At 73.8% G+C, this 20,638-nt stretch carries 21 protein-coding genes and 1 pseudogene; 14 read left to right on the top strand and 8 right to left on the bottom strand.

Features of this window, described 5'->3' with window-relative positions; genetic code table 11:
* The first annotated feature begins 15 nt into the window (after window positions 1-15).
* Both cobC and ABZX67_RS16615 read left to right on the top strand, forming a co-directional pair.
* Complete coding sequence (gene cobC / locus ABZX67_RS16620) at window positions 16-1,083, top strand: Rv2231c family pyridoxal phosphate-dependent protein CobC (RefSeq protein WP_355360368.1); 1,068 nt, start codon at window positions 16-18, stop codon at window positions 1,081-1,083.
* Window positions 1,084-1,272: 189 nt separating this feature from the next.
* Complete coding sequence (locus ABZX67_RS16615; RefSeq protein ID WP_355360365.1) at window positions 1,273-1,593, top strand: hypothetical protein; 321 nt, start codon at window positions 1,273-1,275, stop codon at window positions 1,591-1,593.
* 14 nt (window positions 1,594-1,607) lie between these two features.
* On the opposite strand, the gene ABZX67_RS16610 is transcribed toward ABZX67_RS16615, so the two are convergent.
* Window positions 1,608-2,534 (bottom strand): SCO1860 family LAETG-anchored protein, encoded by a 927-nt coding sequence (locus ABZX67_RS16610; RefSeq protein ID WP_355360362.1) that lies wholly within the window; start codon window positions 2,532-2,534, stop codon window positions 1,608-1,610.
* A gap of 247 nt (window positions 2,535-2,781) precedes the next feature.
* Here ABZX67_RS16610 and ABZX67_RS16605 point away from each other — a divergent pair, with 247 nt between their 5' ends.
* Together ABZX67_RS16605 and ABZX67_RS16600 are read left to right on the top strand one after the other, a co-directional pair.
* On the top strand, window positions 2,782-4,848 hold the full coding sequence (locus ABZX67_RS16605; protein ID WP_355360360.1) for a penicillin acylase family protein: 2,067 nt from the start codon (window positions 2,782-2,784) through the stop codon (window positions 4,846-4,848).
* Entirely contained in the window at window positions 4,835-5,407 is a 573-nt protein-coding gene (locus ABZX67_RS16600; protein ID WP_355360357.1) for a GNAT family N-acetyltransferase, read from the top strand. Before ABZX67_RS16605 ends, ABZX67_RS16600 begins: the two co-directional genes overlap by 14 nt.
* Window positions 5,408-5,456: 49 nt before the next feature.
* Here ABZX67_RS16600 and ABZX67_RS16595 read toward each other — a convergent pair whose 3' ends face one another.
* Window positions 5,457-6,554, bottom strand: coding sequence for an amidohydrolase family protein (locus ABZX67_RS16595; RefSeq protein WP_355360354.1), 1,098 nt, complete (start codon window positions 6,552-6,554; stop codon window positions 5,457-5,459).
* Between the two features lie 121 nt (window positions 6,555-6,675).
* Here ABZX67_RS16595 and ABZX67_RS16590 point away from each other — a divergent pair, with 121 nt between their 5' ends.
* Window positions 6,676-7,776 (top strand): aminotransferase class V-fold PLP-dependent enzyme, encoded by a 1,101-nt coding sequence (locus ABZX67_RS16590; RefSeq protein WP_355360351.1) that lies wholly within the window; start codon window positions 6,676-6,678, stop codon window positions 7,774-7,776.
* Here the strand turns inward: ABZX67_RS16590 and ABZX67_RS16585 are convergent.
* The gene (locus ABZX67_RS16585) at window positions 7,757-8,722 is read right to left on the bottom strand and encodes a LysR family transcriptional regulator (RefSeq protein ID WP_355360348.1); all 966 of its coding nucleotides are present in this window, start codon (window positions 8,720-8,722) and stop codon (window positions 7,757-7,759) included. The genes ABZX67_RS16590 and ABZX67_RS16585 overlap by 20 nt on opposite strands.
* 113 nt (window positions 8,723-8,835) lie before the next feature.
* On the opposite strand from ABZX67_RS16585, the gene ABZX67_RS16580 reads away from it, so the two are divergent.
* From ABZX67_RS16580 to thpD, 5 genes are all read left to right on the top strand, one after another.
* Window positions 8,836-9,279, top strand: coding sequence for a cupin domain-containing protein (locus ABZX67_RS16580; RefSeq protein ID WP_355360345.1), 444 nt, complete (start codon window positions 8,836-8,838; stop codon window positions 9,277-9,279).
* 231 nt (window positions 9,280-9,510) lie between these two features.
* Entirely contained in the window at window positions 9,511-10,038 is a 528-nt protein-coding gene (ectA, locus tag ABZX67_RS16575) for a diaminobutyrate acetyltransferase (protein ID WP_355360342.1), read from the top strand.
* Between the two features lie 59 nt (window positions 10,039-10,097).
* A complete protein-coding gene (ectB, locus tag ABZX67_RS16570) occupies window positions 10,098-11,366 on the top strand; it encodes a diaminobutyrate--2-oxoglutarate transaminase (RefSeq protein WP_355360339.1) in 1,269 nt (422 codons plus the stop codon).
* Between the two features lie 42 nt (window positions 11,367-11,408).
* Window positions 11,409-11,807: an ectoine synthase gene (locus ABZX67_RS16565; RefSeq protein WP_355360336.1), complete on the top strand. Its 399-nt coding sequence runs from the start codon at window positions 11,409-11,411 to the stop codon at window positions 11,805-11,807.
* Window positions 11,808-11,811: 4 nt separating this feature from the next.
* The gene (thpD, locus tag ABZX67_RS16560; protein WP_355360333.1) at window positions 11,812-12,684 is read left to right on the top strand and encodes an ectoine hydroxylase; all 873 of its coding nucleotides are present in this window, start codon (window positions 11,812-11,814) and stop codon (window positions 12,682-12,684) included.
* A 65-nt stretch (window positions 12,685-12,749) separates the two neighbouring features.
* Here the strand turns inward: thpD and ABZX67_RS16555 are convergent, their stop codons facing one another.
* Window positions 12,750-13,832, bottom strand: a complete 1,083-nt coding sequence (locus ABZX67_RS16555; RefSeq protein WP_355360330.1) for an alkene reductase — start codon at window positions 13,830-13,832, stop codon at window positions 12,750-12,752.
* Between the two features lie 113 nt (window positions 13,833-13,945).
* On the opposite strand from ABZX67_RS16555, the gene ABZX67_RS16550 reads away from it, so the two are divergent.
* On the top strand, window positions 13,946-14,488 hold the full coding sequence (locus ABZX67_RS16550) for a MarR family winged helix-turn-helix transcriptional regulator (protein ID WP_355360327.1): 543 nt from the start codon (window positions 13,946-13,948) through the stop codon (window positions 14,486-14,488).
* Here ABZX67_RS16550 and ABZX67_RS16545 read toward each other — a convergent pair.
* Together ABZX67_RS16545 and ABZX67_RS16540 are read right to left on the bottom strand one after the other, a co-directional pair.
* Window positions 14,434-15,495, bottom strand: a complete 1,062-nt coding sequence (locus ABZX67_RS16545; protein ID WP_355360324.1) for an aminotransferase class V-fold PLP-dependent enzyme — start codon at window positions 15,493-15,495, stop codon at window positions 14,434-14,436. The two genes, ABZX67_RS16550 and ABZX67_RS16545, sit on opposite strands and share 55 nt — an antisense overlap.
* Before the next feature lie 88 nt (window positions 15,496-15,583).
* On the bottom strand, window positions 15,584-16,297 hold the full coding sequence (locus tag ABZX67_RS16540) for a DsbA family oxidoreductase (protein WP_355360321.1): 714 nt from the start codon (window positions 16,295-16,297) through the stop codon (window positions 15,584-15,586).
* 669 nt (window positions 16,298-16,966) lie between these two features.
* On the opposite strand from ABZX67_RS16540, the gene ABZX67_RS16535 reads away from it, so the two are divergent.
* On the top strand, window positions 16,967-17,392 hold the full coding sequence (locus tag ABZX67_RS16535) for a VOC family protein (protein ID WP_355360318.1): 426 nt from the start codon (window positions 16,967-16,969) through the stop codon (window positions 17,390-17,392).
* A gap of 17 nt (window positions 17,393-17,409) precedes the next feature.
* The gene (locus ABZX67_RS16530; protein WP_355360315.1) at window positions 17,410-17,994 is read left to right on the top strand and encodes a hypothetical protein; all 585 of its coding nucleotides are present in this window, start codon (window positions 17,410-17,412) and stop codon (window positions 17,992-17,994) included.
* 1 nt (window position 17,995) lies between these two features.
* On the opposite strand, the pseudogene ABZX67_RS16525 reads toward ABZX67_RS16530, so the two are convergent.
* Window positions 17,996-18,574: pseudogene (locus tag ABZX67_RS16525) on the bottom strand (helix-turn-helix domain-containing protein); the annotation flags it as partial.
* A 14-nt stretch (window positions 18,575-18,588) separates the two neighbouring features.
* Here ABZX67_RS16525 and ABZX67_RS16520 point away from each other — a divergent pair.
* Entirely contained in the window at window positions 18,589-19,176 is a 588-nt protein-coding gene (locus ABZX67_RS16520; RefSeq protein ID WP_355360312.1) for a hypothetical protein, read from the top strand.
* Here ABZX67_RS16520 and ABZX67_RS16515 read toward each other — a convergent pair.
* On the bottom strand, window positions 19,080-20,609 hold the full coding sequence (locus ABZX67_RS16515; protein WP_355360309.1) for an aldehyde dehydrogenase (NADP(+)): 1,530 nt from the start codon (window positions 20,607-20,609) through the stop codon (window positions 19,080-19,082). The two genes, ABZX67_RS16520 and ABZX67_RS16515, sit on opposite strands and share 97 nt — an antisense overlap.
* Window positions 20,610-20,638: the final 29 nt, after the last annotated feature.

Here is a 20,638-nt window from a genome sequence, read left to right as displayed (position 1 = left end):
CCCCCCATGGCGGCCATGCATACCGACACTGACACCCACGACCTGCGGCACCACGGTGACGCGGAGGTCCGCGACGAGAAACTGACCGACCTCGCCGTCAACGTCCGCGCCGACACCCCGCCGGACTGGCTGCGGGAGCGCATCGCCCGGTCGCTGACCGGGCTCGCCGCCTATCCGGACGGCCGGGCGGCGCGGGCCGCGGTGGCGGCACGGCACGGACTGCCGGTCGACCGGGTGCTGTTGACGGCCGGGGCGGCGGAGGCGTTCGTGCTGCTGGCGCGGGCGCTGCCGGTGCGCAGACCGGTGGTGGTGCACCCGCAGTTCACGGAGCCGGAGGCGGCGCTGCGGGACGCGGGGCACGAGGTGCGGCGGGTGCTGCTGCGCGAGGAGGACGGCTTCCGGCTGGACCCGGCGGCGGTGCCCGAGGACGCCGACCTGGTGGTGGTCGGCAACCCGACGAACCCCACGTCCGTGCTGCACCCCGCCTCGGTCCTCGCCCGGCTGGCCCGGCCGGGGCGGACCCTGGTGGTGGACGAGGCGTTCATCGACGCGGTGCCGGGCGAACGCGAGGCGCTCGCGGGCCGCACCGACGTACCGGGGCTCGTGGTGCTGCGCAGCCTCACCAAGACGTGGGGCCTCGCGGGCCTGCGGATCGGGTACGTACTCGCCGACCGGGACACCGTGGCCGCCCTGGAGCGGGCGCAGCCCCTGTGGCCGGTCTCCACGCCCGCGCTGGCGGCGGCGGAGGCCTGCATGTCCCCGGCGGCGCTGGCCGAGGCGGCGGACGCGGCCCACCGGATCGCGGCGGACCGCGCCCATCTGCTGGCGGGCCTCGCGGAGTTCGAGGAGGTACGGGCCGTGACGGCCGCGCAGGGCCCCTTCGTCCTGATCCGCATCACCGGCGCCGACGCCGTCCGCGATCGCCTCCGCTCCCTCGGCTTCGCGGCCCGCCGCGGCGACACCTTCCCGGGCCTCGGCCCCGACTGGCTCCGCCTGGCGGTCCGCGACCGGGTGACGACGAACCGGTTCCTCCAGGCGCTGGACCAGGCGCTGGTGATGGCGGGGAGCGCGGCGAAGGACTGACACCCCCTAGAGGACGGCGGCGGGCGAACTCCCACGGGTCGTGTCCGCTGGGAGAGTGGGGCGCGGCGCCCGAGGAGACGCCGGGAGCTGATCGCGGTGGGCATCGCGCCACTTGTTCGACTGGCGGTGCGGCGCCTCCCTCCCTATGGTCGATAGGCCATGGTCGTCAGACCAGGAGGAGGTTTCGTCATGAACTTCCGCACCGCAGCGGCCGCTGCGTTTCTGGCCGGCGCTGCTTCCGTATCGCTTCCCGGCGTCGCGTACGCCCAGGATCTCGGCTGCCGCCACTTCACGTACCAGGAAGAGGCACAGGCCACAGCAGCGACCGCCGGGCCCGCCACGCCCACGGCGCAGCCGACGCGTGGGGTTCGTGGCGGACTGGGCGGCGCGGCGCCGCAGGGTGGCGGCGAGATCGCCTACGGGCTGGCCGTCTGCGTCGTCGGCGCGGCCCTGGTGCTGGCCCGCGTAGGCGCCCGGCTCCGGCGACGGGGCGGGCGGCCTGGGCGGTAGGCGCGGCGGTGCGGTCAGGCGCGTCGGCGGCGGCGGAGGGTGAGGAGGGCCGCCGTGCCCGCGGTGAGGAGGGTCAGGGCGCCGGCGGCGACGTACGGGGTCGTCGGGCCGGCGCCCGTGGCCGCGAGGTCGGGCTGGGCGGGGGCCGTGGCGGCGGGTTTCGTGGCGGCCGTCTGGGGCTGGACGCCGGCGGCGGGCTTCGCGGGGGGCTTGGGGGCCGTGCAGGAGGCTTCGGCGAGGGTCAGGGTGCCGGTGACGTCGGCGACGTTGAGGTTGAGGGGGTTCACCGTGACCTTGAGGGACAGGGCGGTGGCCGCGGCCGTGCGGGTGGTGGTGTCGGACTTCGAGAGGTGCAGCGTGACATCGCCGATGCCGGGGGCCTGGACGCGCGTGGGGCCGCCGGGGGTGAGCGTCACCCTCTTGCCGAGGACCGTCACCTTGCCGAGGAGGTTCGCCTCGGCGACCGGGCGCTTGCCCGCCTCGCACACCGCGCGGGCGGTGACCTGGTCGGCCTCGACCAGGGAGAGCAGCGGCAGGCCGGGGACGTGGAGCCGGGCGCGGGCGAGGCGGGTGGAGGCCTCGGCGCGGCGGGAGTCCGCCGTGGCCTTCGCGGTGGCGGTGTCCGCGCGCAGCAGGGTGAAGGGCCTGCCCCGGTCGACGCCGTCCAGCGTGACGGTGAGCGCGGTCTTCTCCGCGCTCGCCGGGGCGGCGCTCGCCGGGGCCTGCACCGCGTTGAGCGTGGCCGTGAGCGGGACGTTCACGGATTTGTCGAGGAGTGAGACGTCGAGGGCGGTACGCAGGACGGCCGCGTTCGCCCGGCCCTCCGCGGAGCCTGTGCCGGGTGTGGCGTGCGCCGGGCCGGCGGTCAGCGTGCCGAGCGCCACGAGGACGGTGGCGGCGGGCAGGTGGAGCCGGCGGGAGGCGGTTCTGGTCGTGTTCACGGTGGTTCCCCATGGAGACGGTGGGAGGCATGGCGTCGCCGCCGCCTCGAACCCACGGGGACACGTGGGGCGCGGCGGCAACGCGGGACACCGGAATCCTGGCGGGACGGGGGTGAAACGTCAGGCGCGTAACGGGAGTTCACACCAAGGGGTGGCATGCGCGCCCATGTTCGAATGTGGCCGGATTGCTTCTCGAACGACCATGTCTTAAGTTAGGGCAGGCTAACCTAAAGAGATCGGGACAAGAGTGAGCATCGAGGTCTACCGGGACGCCTGGGGAATCCCGCACCTCCGCGCCGCCGACGCGCAGGAACTCAGCTACGCCCAGGGCCGTACCACCGCCCTCGACCGCGCCTGGCAGCTGGAGGTCGAGCGGCACCGGGCCCAGGGCACCACGGCCTCCTTCCTCGGTGCCGAGGCCCTCGACTGGGACCTCTTCGCCCGCCGCGCCCGGCTCGCCGACACCGCGCGGCGCTGCTACGACGCGCTCGACGAGCCGACCCGTACCTGGGTGGACGCGTACGTCGACGGCGTCAACGACGGCCTCGCGCACGGCGAAGCGCAAGGCGCCCGCCGCTCCCCCGAGTTCGCCGCCACCGGGCTGGTCCCCGGGCGCTGGGAGCCGTGGACGCCGCTGGCCGTGTGGCTCTCGACGCACATCCTCTTCGCCGGCTTCCCGACCAAGCTGTGGCGCGACACCGTCGCCCGCAGCCTCGGCGAGGAGCACATCGAGCTCTTCGCCACCGACGGCCCCGCCACCTCCGGCAGCAACGGCTGGCTCGTCACCGGCGAGCGCACCGCCACCGGCGCCGCGCTCATCGCGGGCGACCCGCACCGGTTCATCGAGGCGCCCGGCGTGTACCAGCAGATCCGGCTCGCCTGCCCCGCGTTCGACGTCGTGGGCCTCGCCGTCCCCGGCGTACCCGGCATGGCGCATTTCGGCCACACCGGTGCGGTCGCCTGGGCCATCACCAACGCCATGGCCGACTACCAGGACCTGTACCGCGAGCGGCTGCGGCGCACCGGGGACGGCGGCGTCGAGGCCCTCGGGCCGGACGGCTGGGAGCCCGCCCGCGTCCACACCGAGACCATCGAGGTCAAGGACGCCGAGCCGGTCGAGGTGGAGATCGTCGAGACCGAGCGCGGCCCCGTGATCATCCCCGAGGACGCCGAGGGCCCCATCGCCCTGCGCTACCCGCCGCGCGTCACCGGCGAACTCGGCTTCACCGCCCTGCCCGCGCTGCTCGCCGCCCGCACCGTCGCCGACGTCGACCGCGCCTTCGACCGCTGGATCGAACCGGTCAACGTCGTCCAGGCCGCCGACACCGAGGGCGGCGCCCTCCACCGCGTCGCCGGCTACGTCCCGCTGCGCCACCGCGACAACCGGCTGCGCGTCGTACCCGCCTGGGAGCCCGGCCACGAGTGGACCGGGCACCACGCGCCGCTGCCGCGCGAGGCCGTCGAAGGCGTCGCCGTGATGGCGAACGCGCGCGGCCTCGCCGCGCCCCTGGGCGTCGAGTTCGCGCCGCCACACCGGGCGCGGCGCATCGCGCGGCTGCTGGACGCCTCCGCCGACTGGACCGCGCCCGCCATGGCCGCCGTGCACACGGACACGCACCTCGCCTCGGCGCGCCCGCTGCTCACCCTCGTCGCCGGAGCCGCCGACCTCGGCCCCGAGGCGGTCGCCCTGCGCGACCGGCTGCTGTGCTGGAACCGCCGCATGGACGCCGACAGCACGGACGCGGCGGCGTTCGCGGCCGTCCGCGCCGAGGTCGTACGCCGCCTCGCCCGGCACCCCGCGCTCGCGGAACTCGCCACTCCGCCCGCGTACCCCGCGCTCTTCCAGCCCTGGCTGGCGCTGCTGCCGCGCGTCGCCTACGCCCTGGAGACCCTGCTGTCCGGCGGGCCGGTCCCGGAGGCCGACCGGCTGGCGGTCGTCCGCGAGGCGCTCGTGGCGGTCGCCGACGCCGGCGCACCCGACGAGCCCTGGGGGGCGACGCACCGGCTCGCGCCGTGGGCCGCGCTGCCGGACTCCACGGCCGACTGGCCCGGGCTCGACGGCGACCACGACTGCGTGTGCTCCACGTCGTCCGTGCCCGGCCTCACCGACCGCGCGGCCCGCGGCCCCGCCGCCCGCTACGTCTGGGACCTCGCCCGGCGCGAGGACAGCCTCTGGGTGGTGCCCTTCGGCGCCTCGGGCGTCCCCGGCGACCCGCACCAGCGCGACCAGCTGCCCCTGTGGCTGCGGGGCGACCTCGCCCCCGTCATCACCGACTGGAACCAGCTCACCGAGGAGCGGCATGACCACCACTGAGACCGACTGCGTGTACGAGCAGACCCTCGACGGCTTCGGGACCGTCCGGCTCGTCCGCATCGACCCCGACCGGGACGCGGAGCTGCTCCACAGCTGGGTCAGCGAGGAGCGGGCGCGGTTCTGGGGCATGCGGGACGCCACCGTCGACGACGTCCGCGAGATCTACGCGCACCTCGACTCGCTCACCACGCACCACGGGTTCCTGGCGTACCGGGACGGCGTGCCGGTCGCGCTCTTCCAGACGTACGAGCCCGAGGCCGACCGCGTCAGCGAGTGCTACGACGCGGAGCCCGGCGACATCGGCGTGCACCTGCTGCTCGCCCCCGCCTCCGCGCCGGAGCGCGGCTTCTCCTCCCGGCTGCTCTCCGTCCTCATCGCGTACGCGCTGAGCGGGCACCGGCGGATCGTCGCCGAACCGGACGCGGCGAACGACAAGGCGATCGCGCTGCTCGTACGCAACGGGTTCGAGCTGGGCCCGGAGGTGGTCCTGCCGGAGGTCGTGCTGCCGGAGGTGCACATCGCGGAGAAGCGCGCGCGGCTGCTGTTCCTGTCGGCCTGAAGGGCCTCAGCCCGCTGAGGCGTCGCCTGTTCCCGGGCCGCCGGGGGCGTCAGCCGACGACGCGGCCGCGCAGCACCACCCGGCGCGGCGCCGCCAGGACGCGGACGTCCGCGCGCGGGTCCTCGTCGTAGACCACCAGGTCGGCCGGGGCGCCCTCCTCCAGGGCCGGGCGCCCCAGCCACGCCCTCGCTCCCCAGGCCGTCGCCGACAGCGCGTCGAGCGGCGGGATGCCCGCCTTGACGAGCTCCGCGACCTCCGCCGCGACCAGGCCGTGCGCCAGCGAGCCGCCCGCGTCGGTGCCGACGAAGACCGGGACGCCCGCGTCGTACGCGGCGCGCACCGTGTCGTACCGGCGCTCGTGCAGCCTGCGCATGTGGTCCGCCCAGCGCGGGAACTTGGCCTCGCCGCCGGCGGCGAGCCTCGGGAACGTCGCGATGTTCACGAGCGTCGGGACGATCGCGACGCCGCGCTCCGCGAAGAGCGGGATGGTCTCCTCGGTGAGGCCCGTGGCGTGCTCCACGCAGTCGATGCCCGCCTCGACGAGGTCGCGCAGCGACTCCTCGGCGAAGCAGTGGGCCGTCACGCGCGCGCCGAGCCGGTGCGCCTCGGCGATCGCCGCCTCCACCTCGGCGCGCGGCCAGCAGGCGCCCAGGTCCCCCTTCTCCCGGTCGAGCCAGTCGCCGACCAGCTTCACCCAGCCGTCACCGCGCCTGGCCTCGCGGGCCACGTACGCGACGAGGTCGGCGGGCTCGATCTCGTGCGCGTAGTTGCGGATGTAGCGGCGGGTGCGCGCGATGTGCCGGCCCGCGCGGATGATCTTCGGCAGGTCCTCGCGGTCGTCGATCCAGCGGGTGTCGGCCGGGGAGCCGGCGTCGCGGATCAGCAGCGTGCCCGCGTCCCGGTCGGTGAGGGCCTGCTTCTCGCTGGTCGCCTCGTCGACGGCGCCGTGGGCGTCCAGGCCGACGTGGCAGTGCGCGTCGACGAGGCCGGGGAGCGCCCAGCCGGTGACCGTCCGGACGTCCGCCGCGGCGGCGCCCGCGGGGCGGTCGTAGGTGACGCGCCCGCCCACCACCCACAGCTCGTCCCGTACGTCCTCGGGGCCGGCGAGCACCCGTCCCTTCACGTGCAGCACCACGTCGTTGGTCATGTGCAGCACTCTACGAGGGCGTGGGTAGGCTCGGGCGGGCCGGCCGTACGTGCGCAAGAAGAGCTATGCGCACAAGAAGAACTACGAAGCCACGAAGCTACGAAGAAGAGAGCTGTCCGTCGTGAACCATCCCCTCCTCGACCTGCCTCCGCTGACCGCCGACCGCTTCGCGGCCATCGAGCGGCGCGTGGCCGCGCTCCTCGCCACCGAGCAGGACGTGGTCATCACGCAGGGCGAGGCGCTGCTGCCCCTGGAGGGCTGCATCCGCTCGGGCGCCCGGCCCGGTTCCACCGCGCTCAACGTCATCACCGGGCCCTACGGGCAGACCTTCGGCAACTGGCTGCGCGACTGCGGTGCGCACGTCGTCGACCTGGAGGTGCCGTTCCACACGGCGGTCACCGCCGAGCAGATCGCCGACGCGCTGGAGCGGCACCCCGAGATCGACTTCGTCTCGCTCGTGCACGCGGAGGCCGCGACCGGGAACACCAACCCGGTCGCCGAGATCGGCGAGGTCGTACGGGCGCACGGCGCGCTGTTCATGCTCGACGCCGTCGCCTCGGTGGGCGCCGAGCCGCTGCTGCCGGACGCGTGGGGCGTGGACCTGTGCGTCATCGGCGCGCAGAAGGCGATGGGCGGGCCGGCCGGGGTCTCGGCGGTGTCGGTGAGCGCCCGCGCCTGGGAGCGGTTCGCGGCCAACCCGCGTGCCCCGCGCCGCTCGTACCTCTCGCTCCTCGACTGGAAGGAGCGCTGGATCGACGGGGGGCGGCGGGCGCTGCTGCACGCGCCCGCGCAGCTGGAGATGCTGGCGCTGGAGGCGTGCCTGGAGCGCATCGAGGCGGACGGGCTCGACGTGGTGACGGCCCGTCACGCCTCGGCGGCCGCGGCCACGCGCGCGGGGGCGCTCGCGCTGGGCGGCGGGCTGGAGCCGTACGTGCGCGAGGCGCGCGACGCGGCGCCGGTGGCGACGACGCTGCGGGTGCCGGACGGCGTGGACGCCTCGGCGGTCGTGGCCGCGGCGCTGGCCCACGACCCGGCGGTGCCGCTGGTCGCGGGCGGGGGCGCGCTCGCGAAGGAGATGATCCGGGTGAACCACTACGGCCCCGACGCCTCGCCCGAGACGGTCGCGTCGGCGCTGGCGGCGCTGGGGGCGGCGCTGCGGGAGGCGGGCGCGGTGGTGGACGTGAAGGCGGCGCGGGGCGCCGTCACGGAGGTGTGGGGGTAGGGCTCGGCCAGGTCCCCCTGGCGGGTGCGGGGGTCGGCACGACACCGTCCGTCAGTGCCACCGTCGTCGGCGGCACCGTCGTCGGCGGCACCGCCGTCAGCGCATCCAGCAGGGCCTGGAGCGCCGGGGGCGGTGGTCCCGGCGGGGTGGCCAGGGAGACGGGGACGGTGAGGGCCGGGAGGGGGCGGAAGACCACGCGGGTGGTCGGGGGGAGGTTCCCCACCGGGTAGAACACCGTCCAGGACGGGTCCGGCCCGGACGCCAGGTCCGTGAGGGTGTCCTGGAGCGTGGTGAAGGGCGGCCCCGGCGTCATCCGGGGAAGCGCGGACGTGATCAGGTCGTGGAACGCCGGGTTCGCGGCACGGGGCGCCAGCCGCAGGGGCAGGTGCGCGAGCGAGTCGAGGCTCAGCACGTCGGCCGCCGCGAGCGGATGCCCGGCGGGGAGCGCGGCGATCAGCGGATCGCACCACAGCGGGTGCAGCGCCACCCCCTCGGCCTGGCGCACGGTGCGTACGAGCGCGGCGTCGAAGGTGCCGGAGCGCACGGCCGCGAGCCGGGCCTCCTGCGGCGCCCGCTCCAGCCGGACGCGGAGCCCCGGGCGGCGCGCGGCCAGGGTGTCGAGCGCCCGGTAGACGCGGTCGGCGAACGCGCGGGTGGTGCCGAGCCGGATCAGGCCCTCGGTGCCGGCGGCGATCCCGGCCGCGGTGCGGCGGATCAGGTCGGCCGCGGCGAGCGCTGCGCGCGCCTCGGGCAGCAGGCGCTCACCGGCGGCGGTGAGGCGCACGTGCCGGGTGGAGCGGTCGAAGAGCCGCAGGCCGAGCTCGCGCTCCAGGCGGGCGATCTGCCGGCTGACCGACGCCTGGACGGTGTGCAGCCGCTCGGCGGCCCGGCCGAAGCCGAGCTCCTCGGCGACCGCGACGAAATACTCCAGGTGACGCAGCTCCACCCTGGTCCCCCCACCCATCACCTTTGATGATCACTGTGCGGGTCAACCGCTTCTTGGTCACGGCTTCTTCCCGCCATGTACTGGAACCCGGACGTACGGACAAGGGAGCGGTCATGACTCAACGGGTGGTGCGGGAGCGTGCGGCGGAGACGGTGGAGCTCCCCTCGGGGGCGGTGTTCCGGCTGCTGGTGGACGGCGGCGCGGCGGGCGTGAACCGGCTGACGCCGCCTCCCGGGGGCGACGGTGCGAAGCCGCACCGGCACCTGCGGTCGACGGAGCTCTTCTACGTGCTGGACGGCGCGCTGGAGGTGCTCCTCGGCACCGAGGTGGTGACCGTCACGGCGGGCGACCTCGCGGTGGTGCCGCCGGGTATGCCGCACGCGTTCCGCGCGGCGCCCGGGCGGGAGGCGGACCTGCCGGCGGTCCTCACGCCCGGAGTGGAGTGGTTCGGGTACTTCCGGGCGCTGGGGCGGATCGCGCGCGGGGAGGACCGCTGGGAGAACCTGCTGCCCAGACAAAGGGAATTCGACGTCCATTTCACGGCAGGGAATTGGTGAATTACTCGGGGGGAGCTTCCCGCATTCTTCTGCCCGGTTTCCGGAAGGTTAAACAGGTGGATTTCAGGGACCTGATCAAGGTGTGACGGAGTCCACAAGCTGTCTGATTTGTGCAGGTATTATCAGGGCAAAACGGGCTGGTCCGCGCTCGCGCGAATAACACATGAGACGCGCCGGCCCAACCCCGACCGGCGATGCAATTTCAGAATTTGCTGGGTAAGTTCAATCCGCATGACCGCCGCGCAAGCAGACGTTGCACGAGCCCGAAACGAATTCCTCGAAGTCGACGCTCCCCGTGTCGAGGACGGAGCCGCGATATGGCGCATCGCCCGCGACTCCAAGGTCCTCGACCTGAACTCCTCGTACAGCTACCTGCTGTGGTGCCGGGACTTCGCCGGCACCTCGCTGGTGGCGCGCGGGGCGGACGGTGAGCCGATCGCCTTCGTCACCGGCTACATCCGGCCCGAGCGGCCGGGGACCCTCGTCGTCTGGCAGGTCGCCGTCGACCACGCCCACCGCGGGCGCGGCCTCGCCGGTGTCCTGCTGGACGCGCTGACCGTGCGCCTCGCCGGGCGCGGGGTCCACACCGTCGAGACGACGATCACACCGGACAACACCGCGTCGGATCGGCTCTTCACCTCGTACGCCGAGCGCCGGGGCGCCTCCGTGGAGCGCGAGGTCCTCTTCGACGGGGGGCTGTTCCCGGAGGGGACGCACGAGCCCGAGGTGCTCTACCGCATCAGCCCGATCGCCGCCTGAGAGCCCCCGCGCCCGAGATCCCCCCGCGCCTGAGACCCCACCCTTCCGAGGAGACCGCCGTGACCATCACCCCGCCCGCCCTGAGCGTCTTCGAGACCCTGGAATCCGAGGTACGCAGCTACTGCCGCGGCTGGCCCGCGGTGTTCGACCGCGCCCAGGGCGCCCGCCTCACGGACGAGGACGGGCACACGTACCTGGACTTCTTCGCCGGAGCCGGCTCACTCAACTACGGCCACAACAACCCGGTGCTCAAACGCGCGCTCCTGGACTATCTGGAACGCGACGGCATCACCCACGGTCTGGACATGGCGACCACGGCCAAGCGCGCCTTCCTGGAGTCGTTCCAGAACGTGGTGCTGCGGCCGCGCGACCTGCCGTACAAGGTGATGTTCCCGGGCCCGACCGGGACCAACGCCGTGGAGGCGGCGCTCAAGCTGGCCCGCAAGGTGAAGGGGCGCGAGTCGATCGTGTCGTTCACCAACGCCTTCCACGGCATGTCGCTCGGCTCGCTGGCCGTGACCGGCAACGCCTTCAAGCGGGCCGGTGCGGGCATCCCGCTGGTGCACGGTACGCCGATGCCGTTCGACAACTACCTCGACGGGCGGGTGCCGGACTTCCTCTGGTTCGAGCGCCTGCTGGAGGACCAGGGGTCGGGCCTGAACAAGCCGGCCGCGGTGATCGTCGAGACCGTGCAGGGCGAGGGCGGCATCAACGTGGCCCGGCCCGAGTGGCTGCGGGCGCTGCGGGAGCTGTGCGACCGCCAGGACATGCTGCTCATCGTCGACGACATCCAGATGGGCTGCGGCCGCACGGGTGCCTTCTTCTCCTTCGAGGAGGCGGGCATCACGCCGGACATCGTCACCCTGTCGAAGTCGATCAGCGGCTACGGGCTGCCCATGTCGCTCTGCCTCTTCCTGCCGGAGCTCGACGTGTGGGGCCCGGGCGAGCACAACGGCACCTTCCGCGGCAACAACCCGGCCTTCGTCACCGCCACCGCCGCGCTGGACACGTACTGGGCCGACGGCCAGATGGAGAAGCAGACCATCGCGCGCGGCGAGCAGGTCGAGCAGGCGCTGCTGACGATCTGCGACGAGAACTCCGCCCACGGCGCCCACTACCGGGGCCGCGGGCTGGTCTGGGGCATGGAGTTCGCCGACAAGGCGCGGGCGGGCGCGGTCTGCCGGCGCGCCTTCGAGCTGGGGCTGCTGCTGGAGACCTCGGGGCCGCGGAGCGAGGTGGTCAAGCTGCTGCCGCCGCTGACCATCACGCCCGACGAGCTCGACGAGGGGCTGCGCACGCTGGCCCGCGCCGTCCGCGAGACCGCCTGACCACCCGGCCCCCCACACACACGCACAGAAAGGCACCGCACGTTGATCGTCCGCTCACTGAAGGACATCGAGAACACCGACCGCCATGTGAAGGCCGCGTCGGGCACCTGGGAGAGCAAGCGCATCGTGCTCGCCAAGGAGAAGGTCGGTTTCTCCCTGCACGAGACCGTGCTGTACGCCGGGACCGAGACGTCGATGTGGTACGCGAACCACATCGAGGCCGTCCTGTGCGTCGAGGGCGAGGCCGAGCTGACCGACCACGAGACGGGCGAGACGCACTGGATCGAGCCGGGCACCATGTACCTGCTCGACGGCCATGAGCGGCACACCCTGCGCCCCAAGACCGACTTCCGGTGCGTGTGCGTCTTCAACCCCCCCGTCACCGGACGGGAGGACCACGACGAGAACGGCGTCTATCCGCTGCTCACCGAGGAGGGCTGACACCATGACGATGACCGCTGTGCAGGACCTGTACCCGACCCGGGGCGCCTCCGAGGTGATGACGCCCCGCCAGGACCCGGTGGTGTGGGGCACCGTCACCCCGGAGCTCCGGTCGTACGAGCGGGACGGCTTCCTCGCGGTCGACCAGCTGATCACGGACGACGAGGTCGCCGTCTACCGCGCGGAGCTGGAGCGGCTGATCGCCGACCCCGCGGTGCGCGCCGACGAGCGCTCCATCGTCGAGCCGAAGTCCCAGGACGTGCGGTCGGTGTTCGAGGTCCACAAGATCAGCGAGGTGTTCGCCGGTCTGGTGCGCGACGAGCGCGTGGTGGGGCAGGCGCGGGAGATCCTCGGCTCGGACGTGTACGTCCACCAGTCGCGGATCAACGTGAAGCCGGGCTTCGGCGCCTCGGGCTTCTACTGGCACTCGGACTTCGAGACGTGGCACGCGGAGGACGGTCTGCCGCGGATGCGGACGGTGTCCGTGTCGATCGCGCTGACCGAGAACTACGACACCAACGGCGGCCTGATGATCATGCCGGGGTCGCACAAGACGTTCCTGGGCTGCGCGGGTGCCACGCCGAAGGACAACTACAAGAAGTCGCTCCAGATGCAGGACGCGGGCACGCCGTCGGACGAGGCGCTGACCAAGTTCGCGGACGCGCACGGGATCCGGCTGTTCACGGGTCGGGCGGGGTCGGCCACGTGGTTCGACTGCAACTGCATGCACGGCTCGGGCGACAACATCACGCCGTACCCGCGGAGCAACGTCTTCATCGTCTTCAACAGCGTGGAGAACGCCGCGGTGGAGCCGTTCGCGGCGCCGGTGCGCCGACCGGAGTTCATCGGGGCGCGGGACTTCACGCCGGTGCGGTGACCTGACCGCAGGTGCGGCGTACGGGAAGGGGCGGGACCGCTGGGCGGTCCCGCCCCTCCGTGGTCTCAGGCGGTCAGCGCGGGGTAGTCGGTGTAGCCGCGGTGGTCGCCGGCGTAGAAGGTGGACGTGTCGGGGGTGTTGTACGGGCCGCCTGCCTTCAGCCGGGCCGGCAGGTCCGGGTTGGCGATGAACAGCGCGCCGAAGGCGAGGATGTCGGCCGTGCCGTCCTCGACGAGCGCGAGGTCGGCGGCGCTGGTGGGACCGTCGGTGTACGGGTTCAGGGCGAAGGTGCCGGAGAACCGCTTGCGCAGCGCCAGCGTGATCTCGCGGCTCGCCGGGCCGCTCTCCAGCACGTGCAGGTAGGCGATGCCCACCGGCTCGATGGCCTCCAGCAGCGCCGCGTACGTGGGCTCCGGCTCGGGCTCGTCGATGTCGTTGAAGGTGCCGCCCGGCGAGACGCGCAGGCCCGTGCGCTCGGGGCCGATCTCGGCGGCGACGGCCTTGACGACCTCGGCCGCGAAGCGGACGCGGTTCTCGACGGAGCCGCCCCACGCGTCGGTGCGGCGGTTGCTGCCGGGGGCGAGGAACTGGTGGATGAGGTAGCCGTTGGCGCCGTGCAGCTCGACGCCGTCGAAGCCGGCGTCCACGGCGTTGCGGGCGGCGGTGACGAAGTCGGCGATGGTGGCGCGTACCTCGGCGTCGGTCATCTCGTGCGGGGTGACGAAGTCCTTGGGGCCCTCGGAGGTGAAGACCTGCCCCTTGGCGGCGATGGCGGAGGGGGCCATCGGGTGCAGGTCGCCGGGGTGGTCGGCCACCACGACCGGGTGCCCGATGCGGCCCGCGTGCATGATCTGGGCGAAGATCCGGCCGCCCTCGGCGTGGACGGCGTCGGTGACCTCGCGCCAGGCGGCGACCTGCTCGGCGCTGTGCAGGCCGGGTGTGTTCGGGTAGCCCTGGCCGACCGGGGAGGGCTGGATGCCCTCGGTGATGATCAGGCCGGCGGAGGCGCGCTGGGCGTAGTACTCGACGGTCAGGGCGGTCGGCACGCGGGTGTCGGCGGTGGCGCGGCTGCGGGTCATCGGCGCCATGGCTATGCGGTTGGCGAGCTGCGTACCGGCGAGGTCGATGGGGTCGAAGGCGGTGGTCATGGGAGGCTCCCGAAGAATTAAGTGGTCGGCCAAGTAATTGCCCGGGTGTCACTGTAGCGCATTTCTTTGGCCGACCAAGGTAAAGTGGAAGGAACCTCAGGAGGAGAGTCGCGATGACCGCCGAACCCGCCCGCAGCGACGCGCTGCCGACCGCCGCGCGCGGCGGCCCGGTCAGCCACACCCTCGCCCGGGTGGCCCGGCTGCACCGGATCGCCGCGGGCCGGCTGCTCAAGGCCGCCGGGATCTACCCCGGCCAGGAGTTCGTGATGATGTGCCTCTGGGAGAAGGGCCCGGTGCGCCAGTCGGAGCTGATCAAGGCGGCGGACCTGGACCCGTCGACCGTCACCAAGATGCTCCAGCGCCTGGAGCACACCGGGCTCGTCCGCCGCTCCCCCGACCCGGCCGACCGGCGCGCGGTGCTTGTCGAGGCCACCGACTCCAGCTGCGCGCTGCTCGCCGAGGTGTCCGGCGCTTGGAGCGACCTGGAGGAGCACACCCTCGCCGGGCTGGACCCGCGCGAGCGGGCCGAGCTCGGGCGGCTGCTGGGGAAGGTCGAGGCGAACCTGTGCCGGGAGATGGGGGACTGCCCGGTCGCGGGGGCTCAGGAGGAGGACAACACGTCCAGCGCCCGGTCGACGTCGGCGGCCGAGTTGTAGAGGTGGAAGGAGACCCGGAGGTTGCCGGCGCGGGCGGAGACGAGGACGCCCGCGCGCACGAGCTCCGGCTGCCGCCCGCCGAGGCCCGGCACCGCCACGACGGCCGAGCCGCCGGAGCCCGCCGGGACCGGCTCGTGGCCGAGGTCCGCGAGCCCGGCCCGGAAGCGCGCTGCGAGCGCCGTGGCGTGGGCGTGGATCGCCTCGATACCGGTCTCCTCCAGCACGCTCAGGGACCGCTCGGCGCCGTAGTACGCGAGGAAGGACGGCGGCTCGTCGTAGCGCCGCGCCGTCGGGGCGAGCCGGTCGACGGGGCCGTACGTGCTGGTCCACGGGTCCTCGCCGGCGACCCAGCTCGCGTGGGCCGGCACCAGGGACTCCTGGGCCTCCTCGCTTACCGTCAGGAAGGACGCGCCGCGCGGGCAGAGCAGGAACTTGTAGCCTCCGGCCACGGTGTAGTCGTACACGCCGGCCTCCAGCGGCAGCCAGCCCGCCGACTGCGACGCGTCCAGGAGCGTACGGGCGCCGTGCGCGGCCGCCGCCTCCCGTACGGCCGCGGCGTCGGCGACCCGCCCGTCCGCGGACTGCACCGCCGAGAACGCGACGAGCGCGGTCCCCGGCCGCACCGCGCCGGCCAGCTCCTCCAGCGGCACGAACCGCGTCTTGAGGTCGCCGCGCACCGTGAACGGCATGATCAGCGAGCTGAAGTCGCCCTCCACGAGGAGCACTTCGGCGCCCGGCGGCAGTGCCGTCGCGATCAGCGCGACGTGCACGGCGACCGATCCCCCGAGGGCCACCCGGTCCGCCGCCACGCCGACGAGCCGGGCGTAACGCTGCCGCGCGACGTCCACCACGTCGAAGCTGCCGGGTCCGTCCGCCCGCCCGGCGGCGTTCTGCTCGGCGAGTGCCGTGACGGCGTCGACGGTCCGGCGGGGCAGCAGTCCGGAGGTGGAGGTGTTCAGGTACGTCTGCGCGGGCGCGAACTCGGCGCCTCCGAGAGGGGTTTCCATCCCCCCACCCTGAGCTTCCCCTGACCTCTCGTCAATTGCGTATATTTGCGCGCTTCCTCTTAGGAGCGCTTATGGAAGGGCCCGGCCCCTACGACTCGCACGCACCGCCGACACCGCACGCCGCCGCGCCCTCGTCGTCCCCGGCGGGGCCGAGCGGCTGCAGGGCGCGGCCCTGCCAGGCCTGCTCCAGGGCGCGGGTGAAGACCTCGGCGGGCTGACCGCCGGAGACGCCGTAGCGGCGGTCGAGCACGAAGAAGGGGACGCCCGTCGCACCCAGCCGGGCGGCTTCCTCCTCGTCGGCGCGCACGTCGTCGGCGTACACCGTCGCGTCCCCCAGCACCTCGCGGACCTCCTCCTCCGCGAGCCCCGCCGCGACGCCGAGCCGCGCGAGGGACTCGAGGTCGTAGACGGACCCCTCACCCGCGAAGTTGGCCCGGTAGGCGAGGTCGAGGAGCTCGCTCTGGCGGCCGCGGGCCTTGGCGAGGTGCAGGAGGCGGTGGACGTCGAAGGTGTTGCCGGTCATCCGCCCGGCCGTGTCGTACGGCAGCCCCTCACCGCGTGCCGTGGCGGCCACCTGCTCCTCCATCGCCACGGCCTCCTCGCGGCTGCGGCCGTACTTCCTCATCAGCGCGCCGACGACCGGCTCGACGTCCCCCTTGCCCCGGTGCGGGTCGAGCTCGAAGGACCGGTGCACAACCTCGACCTCCTCCCGGTGCGCGAAGGCCGCGAGCCCCTTCTCGAAGCGCGCCTTGCCGACGTAGCACCAGGGGCAGGCGATGTCGCTCCAGATTTCCACGCGCATCTGTTCTCTTCCTCCATGGTCATCACGCGAATCAGGCGGTCCGGCGCGGAGGCCACCTCCGCTCAGCACCCTGAACGCACCCGGGGGGTGGCTCATTCCGCGGGGGCGGGGGGTGTGAGCGGGAGCACGCTCGCCGGCGGGGAGGGGCCGCGTGCGCGAGGTCCCGCGGCTCATCGCCGGGGCATCGGCAGAACCGGCACCGGCCCGGGGCACGGCGACACGAGCCAGCTCACCGCGACCGACCGGAAGATCAATGGTCGGGCCGTTCACGACCGGGACCGTATGTCGAGTCGGGCACGAACAGACTCAGTCGGTACGTGGTCGCCTGCTCCAGGCGTCCACAGAAGGTGTCCACGCGAGTCAGGGCCCAGTCGATCCGCTGCGGCCCGGCACGCAGACGACGCAGGCGGGAATGCCACTCCGATTCGTCCTGCGTCTCGAAGAGCACCTCCCAGCGGCCTGCATCGAGACTTTCGTGGCCTGCACCCCGCTGCTGACGTTTCCTCTTCCGCTGTCCTGGCACCGGCCCAGCATCACTGGCTCGACACCACCGCGGCAAGGCGCGCTGCACTTGTTCATCCTGCACACCGCGGCTACCGCGAGTTCCGCGAGGTTCCTCAGGTCTGAAAGGCCATTCCCGGCACAGCACTGCCCTGTTATGGTGCGCCGATGTCGTCGATCAAGCAGTTTCAAGTCACCTTCGACTGCGCGGAACCGGAGCGCGTCGCGCGCTTCTGGTGCGAGGTGTTGGGGTACGAAGCGCCGCCGCCGAAGGGGTTCGCCACGTGGGACGAGTTCCACGGCTCCCAGGCTCCCGAGGATCGCGGTGCGTGGTTCGCCTGCGTTGATCCCTCGGGGGTGGGGCCGCGCCTGTTCTTCCAGCGCGTGCCCGAAGGGAAGGTCGTCAAGAACCGGGTGCATCTCGACGTGCGGGTGGGGACCGGTCTCGTGGGCGAAGAGCGCCTCGCCGCGCTTGAGGCCGAGTGCGCGCGGCTGATCCCGCTCGGTGCGCTGCGCGTGGAACTCCTGTACGACGGCCATGACGTGTGCATCGTGATGCAGGACGTCGAGGGCAACGAGTTCTGTCTCGACTGAGGGGACGTGTGGTGCGCGTGAAACCGATACGACGGATGCGCCTGCCGGCCGCCGCCGGTGTCGTCTGTCTGTCGCTGGTGGTCGCCGGGTGCGGTACCGAGCGCGTCACCGAGGCTGGTACCTCCGTGGCGAGTCCGTCGGCCCCCTCCGCCGCCTCCGAGGATCCCGAGGCCCGGCACGACCGGCTGTTCCCCGGCCTCGCCACGCGGTGCGCCGGGCTCGCGGCGAGCCCCTCCCCCCGTGCTTCCACGAGCGGGGAGGCGCTCAGCCCCGAGGCGCGGAAGTACGCGGAGAACCACGCCTTCAAGCAGCAGCTGCGGCTCGGCCCCCGGGCCGAGTGCCGGGGCCGGGCGCATGCCGATCGCATCGGCGGGGGCGTCGGCGGCGTACGCACCGAGGAGGAGCTGCGGGCGGCGCTGGAGAAGCTGGGGTACGCGGCGGACGACGTGCAGACGTACGGCTCCGGCGACGGGCTCGGTTTCGCGGTGTTCGTGCCGGGCGCGGGGCCCTGCGTCAGCGGCCGGGTGGGACCGCCGCTCTCCGTCGAGGTGCACGGGCCGTACATGGAGGGCGGCTGCGTGGAGCCCCGGGGCGGGCACTGAGTCAGTCGAGGTGGCTGAAGGTGGCGCGGTAGGCGCTCGGGGTGAGGCCGGTGCGGCGGACCAGGTGCTTGCGCAGGGAGTCGGCGGTGCCGAGGCCGCAGGCGTGGGCGACCTGGTCCATGGGGAGTCCGGTGGTCTCCAGCAGCTCCTTGGCGCGCTCGATGCGCTGGTGCAGCAGCCACTGCAGCGGGCTGACCCCGCTCTCGGCGTGGAAGCGCCGGGTGAGGGTGCGGACGCTGACGCCCGCGTGCCGGGCCAGGTCGGCGAGGGTGAGCGGCCGGTCCAGGTGGCGCATGGCCCAGCCGCGGGTGTCGGCGCAGGCGGCGCCGCGTTCGGGCGGCAGCGGGGTCTGGGTGAACTGGGTCTGGCCGCCCGGGCGTACGGGCGCGACGAGCGCGAGCCGGGCGACCTCGTTGGCGACGGCGGCGCCGTAGTCGGTGCGGATCAGGTGCAGGCACAGGTCGATGCCGGCGGCGTACCCGGACGACGTCGCGATGCCGTCCTCGTCGACGAAGAGGACGTCCCGGCGGAGGTCGACGGCGGGAAATCGCTCGGCGAGCTCATGCGTGTACTGCCAGTAACCACGGTGGCGGTGTGCGTCGCCGCCGGGTCGCCGCCCGCCGGGGCCCGCGCCTGCCGATCGTCGTCGGCCAAGTCGTCGCGGTCGCCGGGCTCTTGCTCCTGCTGTACGTGGACAGGGCCACGCCCCTCGCCCTGCTGGCCGTGTCGCTGGTGCCCTTCGCCCTGGGCTGCGGTTTCGCGCTGCCGCCGCTGATCGCCGCCATGATGGAGGCGGTTCCGGCGGAGCGGGCGGGCACGGCGGCCGGGCTGCTGAACGCGGCCCGGCAGACGGCGGGCGGGCTGAGCATCGCGGTGTTCGGCTCGCTGGTCGCGGGCGGCTTCGGGTCCGCGGGCGGTTCCGGGTCCGCGGGCGGCTCCGGTTCCGGCTCCGAGGGCGTCTTCGTGGACGGCATGCACGTCAGCCTGGTGCTGAGCGCGGCGCTGCTCGCGGTGACCGCGCTGGCGGCCACGCGGCTCGGCCGGCCGGCGCCACGCGCGGGTGGTGTCCGGCCGGCCGAGCGGCCTCAGCCCTCCCGGCGGCCGTCGACGCGGCGCGGCAGGCCCAGCGGGTTGTCGTCCCGCAGCTCGGGCGGCAGCAGCGCCTCCGGCGTCGACTGGTAGGTGACCGGGCGCAGCCAGCGCTCGATCGCGGTGCCACCGACGGAGGTGGAGGTGGAGGTGGTGGCCGGGTAGGGGCCGCCGTGGTGCTGGGCGGGGGCGACGGCGACGCCGGTGGGCCAGCCGTTGACGAGCACCCGGCCGGCGAGCGGGGTGAGTTCGGCGAGGATCGCGGCGCCGTCGCCCGCGCCCCGGGCCTCGTCGGAGGAGAGGTGCACGGTGGCGGTGAGGTTGCCGGGGAGCCGCGACAGGACCGAGGTGACCTCGTCGCCGTCCTCGTACCGGGCGACGACCGTGACGGGGCCGAAGCACTCCTCCAGGAGCAGGTCGTGCGGGCCCTCGGCGGCGAGCCGGGCGGCCGGGACGGTCAGGAACCCGGGGCGGACGGTGTGTTCGTCGCCGGCGCCCGGTGTGACGGGCGCGTCCACGTCCGGGAGGGCGGCGCGCTCGGTGACGCCCGCGACGAAGTTGTCGCGCATCCGGTGGTCGAGGAGGACGCCCTCGCCGACCCCGGAGATGGCGTCGGCGAGCGACTTGACGAAGTGGTCGCCGGCCGGGCCGGTCGGGGCCAGTACCAGGCCGGGCTTGACGCAGAACTGCCCGACGCCGAGCGTCATGGACCCGGCGAGCCCGGTGCCGATCTGCTCGGCGCGCTCGGCGGCTGCGGCCTCGGTGACCACGACGGGGTTGAGGGAGCCGAGTTCGCCGTGGAAGGGGATGGGCACGGGGCGGGCGGCGGCCGCGTCGAAGAGCGCCCGGCCGCCGCGTACCGAACCGGTGAAGCCGGCCGCCGCGATCAGCGGGTGGCGGACCAGCTCGACGCCCGCCTCGAAGCCGTGGACCAGGCCGACGACCGCCTCGGGGAGGGAGTGCTCGGCGGCGGCGCCGCGCAGGACCTCGGCGGCCAGCTCGGAGGTGGCCGGGTGGTCGGGGTGGGCCTTGACGACGACGGGGCAGCCGGCGGCGAGCGCGCTGGCGGTGTCGCCGCCGGGCACGGAGAAGGCGAAGGGGAAGTTGGAGGCGGAGTAGACGGCGACGACGCCCAGCGGCACCTTGTAGCGGCGCAGGTCCGGGACGGGCGGGGTGGCCGTGTCGTCCGGGTGGTCGATGATCACGTCGAGGAAGGCGCCCTCGTCGACGAGGTCGGCGAACGCGCGCAACTGGTAGCACGTGCGGGCGAGTTCCCCGGTGAGGCGGGTGGCGCCGAGCGCGGTCTCGGCGTCGGCGGCCGCGACGAGCCGGTCCTTGGCGGCGTCGAGGCGTTCGGCGGCGGTCCGCAGGAAGGCGGCGCGCACCGTGCGGTCGGCGAGCGCGCCCCGGGCGGCGTGGGCGGCGCGTACGGCGCTGTCGACGTCGGCGGCTGTGGCCTCCACCGCAACCTGCTCCCGTCGCTTCCCGGTCCGGGGGTCGACGCTCCAGACTTGTGCTGCTGACACCGCGACGTCCTTTCAGCCCTACGTGGTTG

This window comes from Streptomyces sp. NPDC003036 (genome assembly GCF_040611175.1).
In the GTDB taxonomy this organism is placed as follows: domain Bacteria; phylum Actinomycetota; class Actinomycetes; order Streptomycetales; family Streptomycetaceae; genus Streptomyces.
The sequence above is the reverse complement of the archived record's forward strand: the minus strand, read 5'-3'. Positions and strand labels throughout refer to the sequence as shown.

Bases quoted from the DNA above. Each gene is read 5' to 3' on its own strand.
- cobC (WP_355360368.1), top strand. From the start codon at position 16: ATGCATACCGACACTGACACCCACGACCTGCGGCACCACGGTGACGCG.
- ABZX67_RS16615 (WP_355360365.1), top strand. From the start codon at position 1,273: ATGAACTTCCGCACCGCAGCGGCCGCTGCGTTTCTGGCCGGCGCTGCT.
- ABZX67_RS16600 (WP_355360357.1), top strand. From the start codon at position 4,835: ATGACCACCACTGAGACCGACTGCGTGTACGAGCAGACCCTCGACGGC.
- ABZX67_RS16595 (WP_355360354.1), bottom strand. From the start codon at position 6,554: ATGACCAACGACGTGGTGCTGCACGTGAAGGGACGGGTGCTCGCCGGC.
- ABZX67_RS16580 (WP_355360345.1), top strand. From the start codon at position 8,836: ATGACTCAACGGGTGGTGCGGGAGCGTGCGGCGGAGACGGTGGAGCTC.
- ectA (WP_355360342.1), top strand. From the start codon at position 9,511: ATGACCGCCGCGCAAGCAGACGTTGCACGAGCCCGAAACGAATTCCTC.
- thpD (WP_355360333.1), top strand. From the start codon at position 11,812: ATGACGATGACCGCTGTGCAGGACCTGTACCCGACCCGGGGCGCCTCC.
- ABZX67_RS16555 (WP_355360330.1), bottom strand. From the start codon at position 13,832: ATGACCACCGCCTTCGACCCCATCGACCTCGCCGGTACGCAGCTCGCC.
- ABZX67_RS16550 (WP_355360327.1), top strand. From the start codon at position 13,946: ATGACCGCCGAACCCGCCCGCAGCGACGCGCTGCCGACCGCCGCGCGC.
- ABZX67_RS16545 (WP_355360324.1), bottom strand. From the start codon at position 15,495: ATGGAAACCCCTCTCGGAGGCGCCGAGTTCGCGCCCGCGCAGACGTAC.
- ABZX67_RS16540 (WP_355360321.1), bottom strand. From the start codon at position 16,297: ATGCGCGTGGAAATCTGGAGCGACATCGCCTGCCCCTGGTGCTACGTC.
- ABZX67_RS16535 (WP_355360318.1), top strand. From the start codon at position 16,967: ATGTCGTCGATCAAGCAGTTTCAAGTCACCTTCGACTGCGCGGAACCG.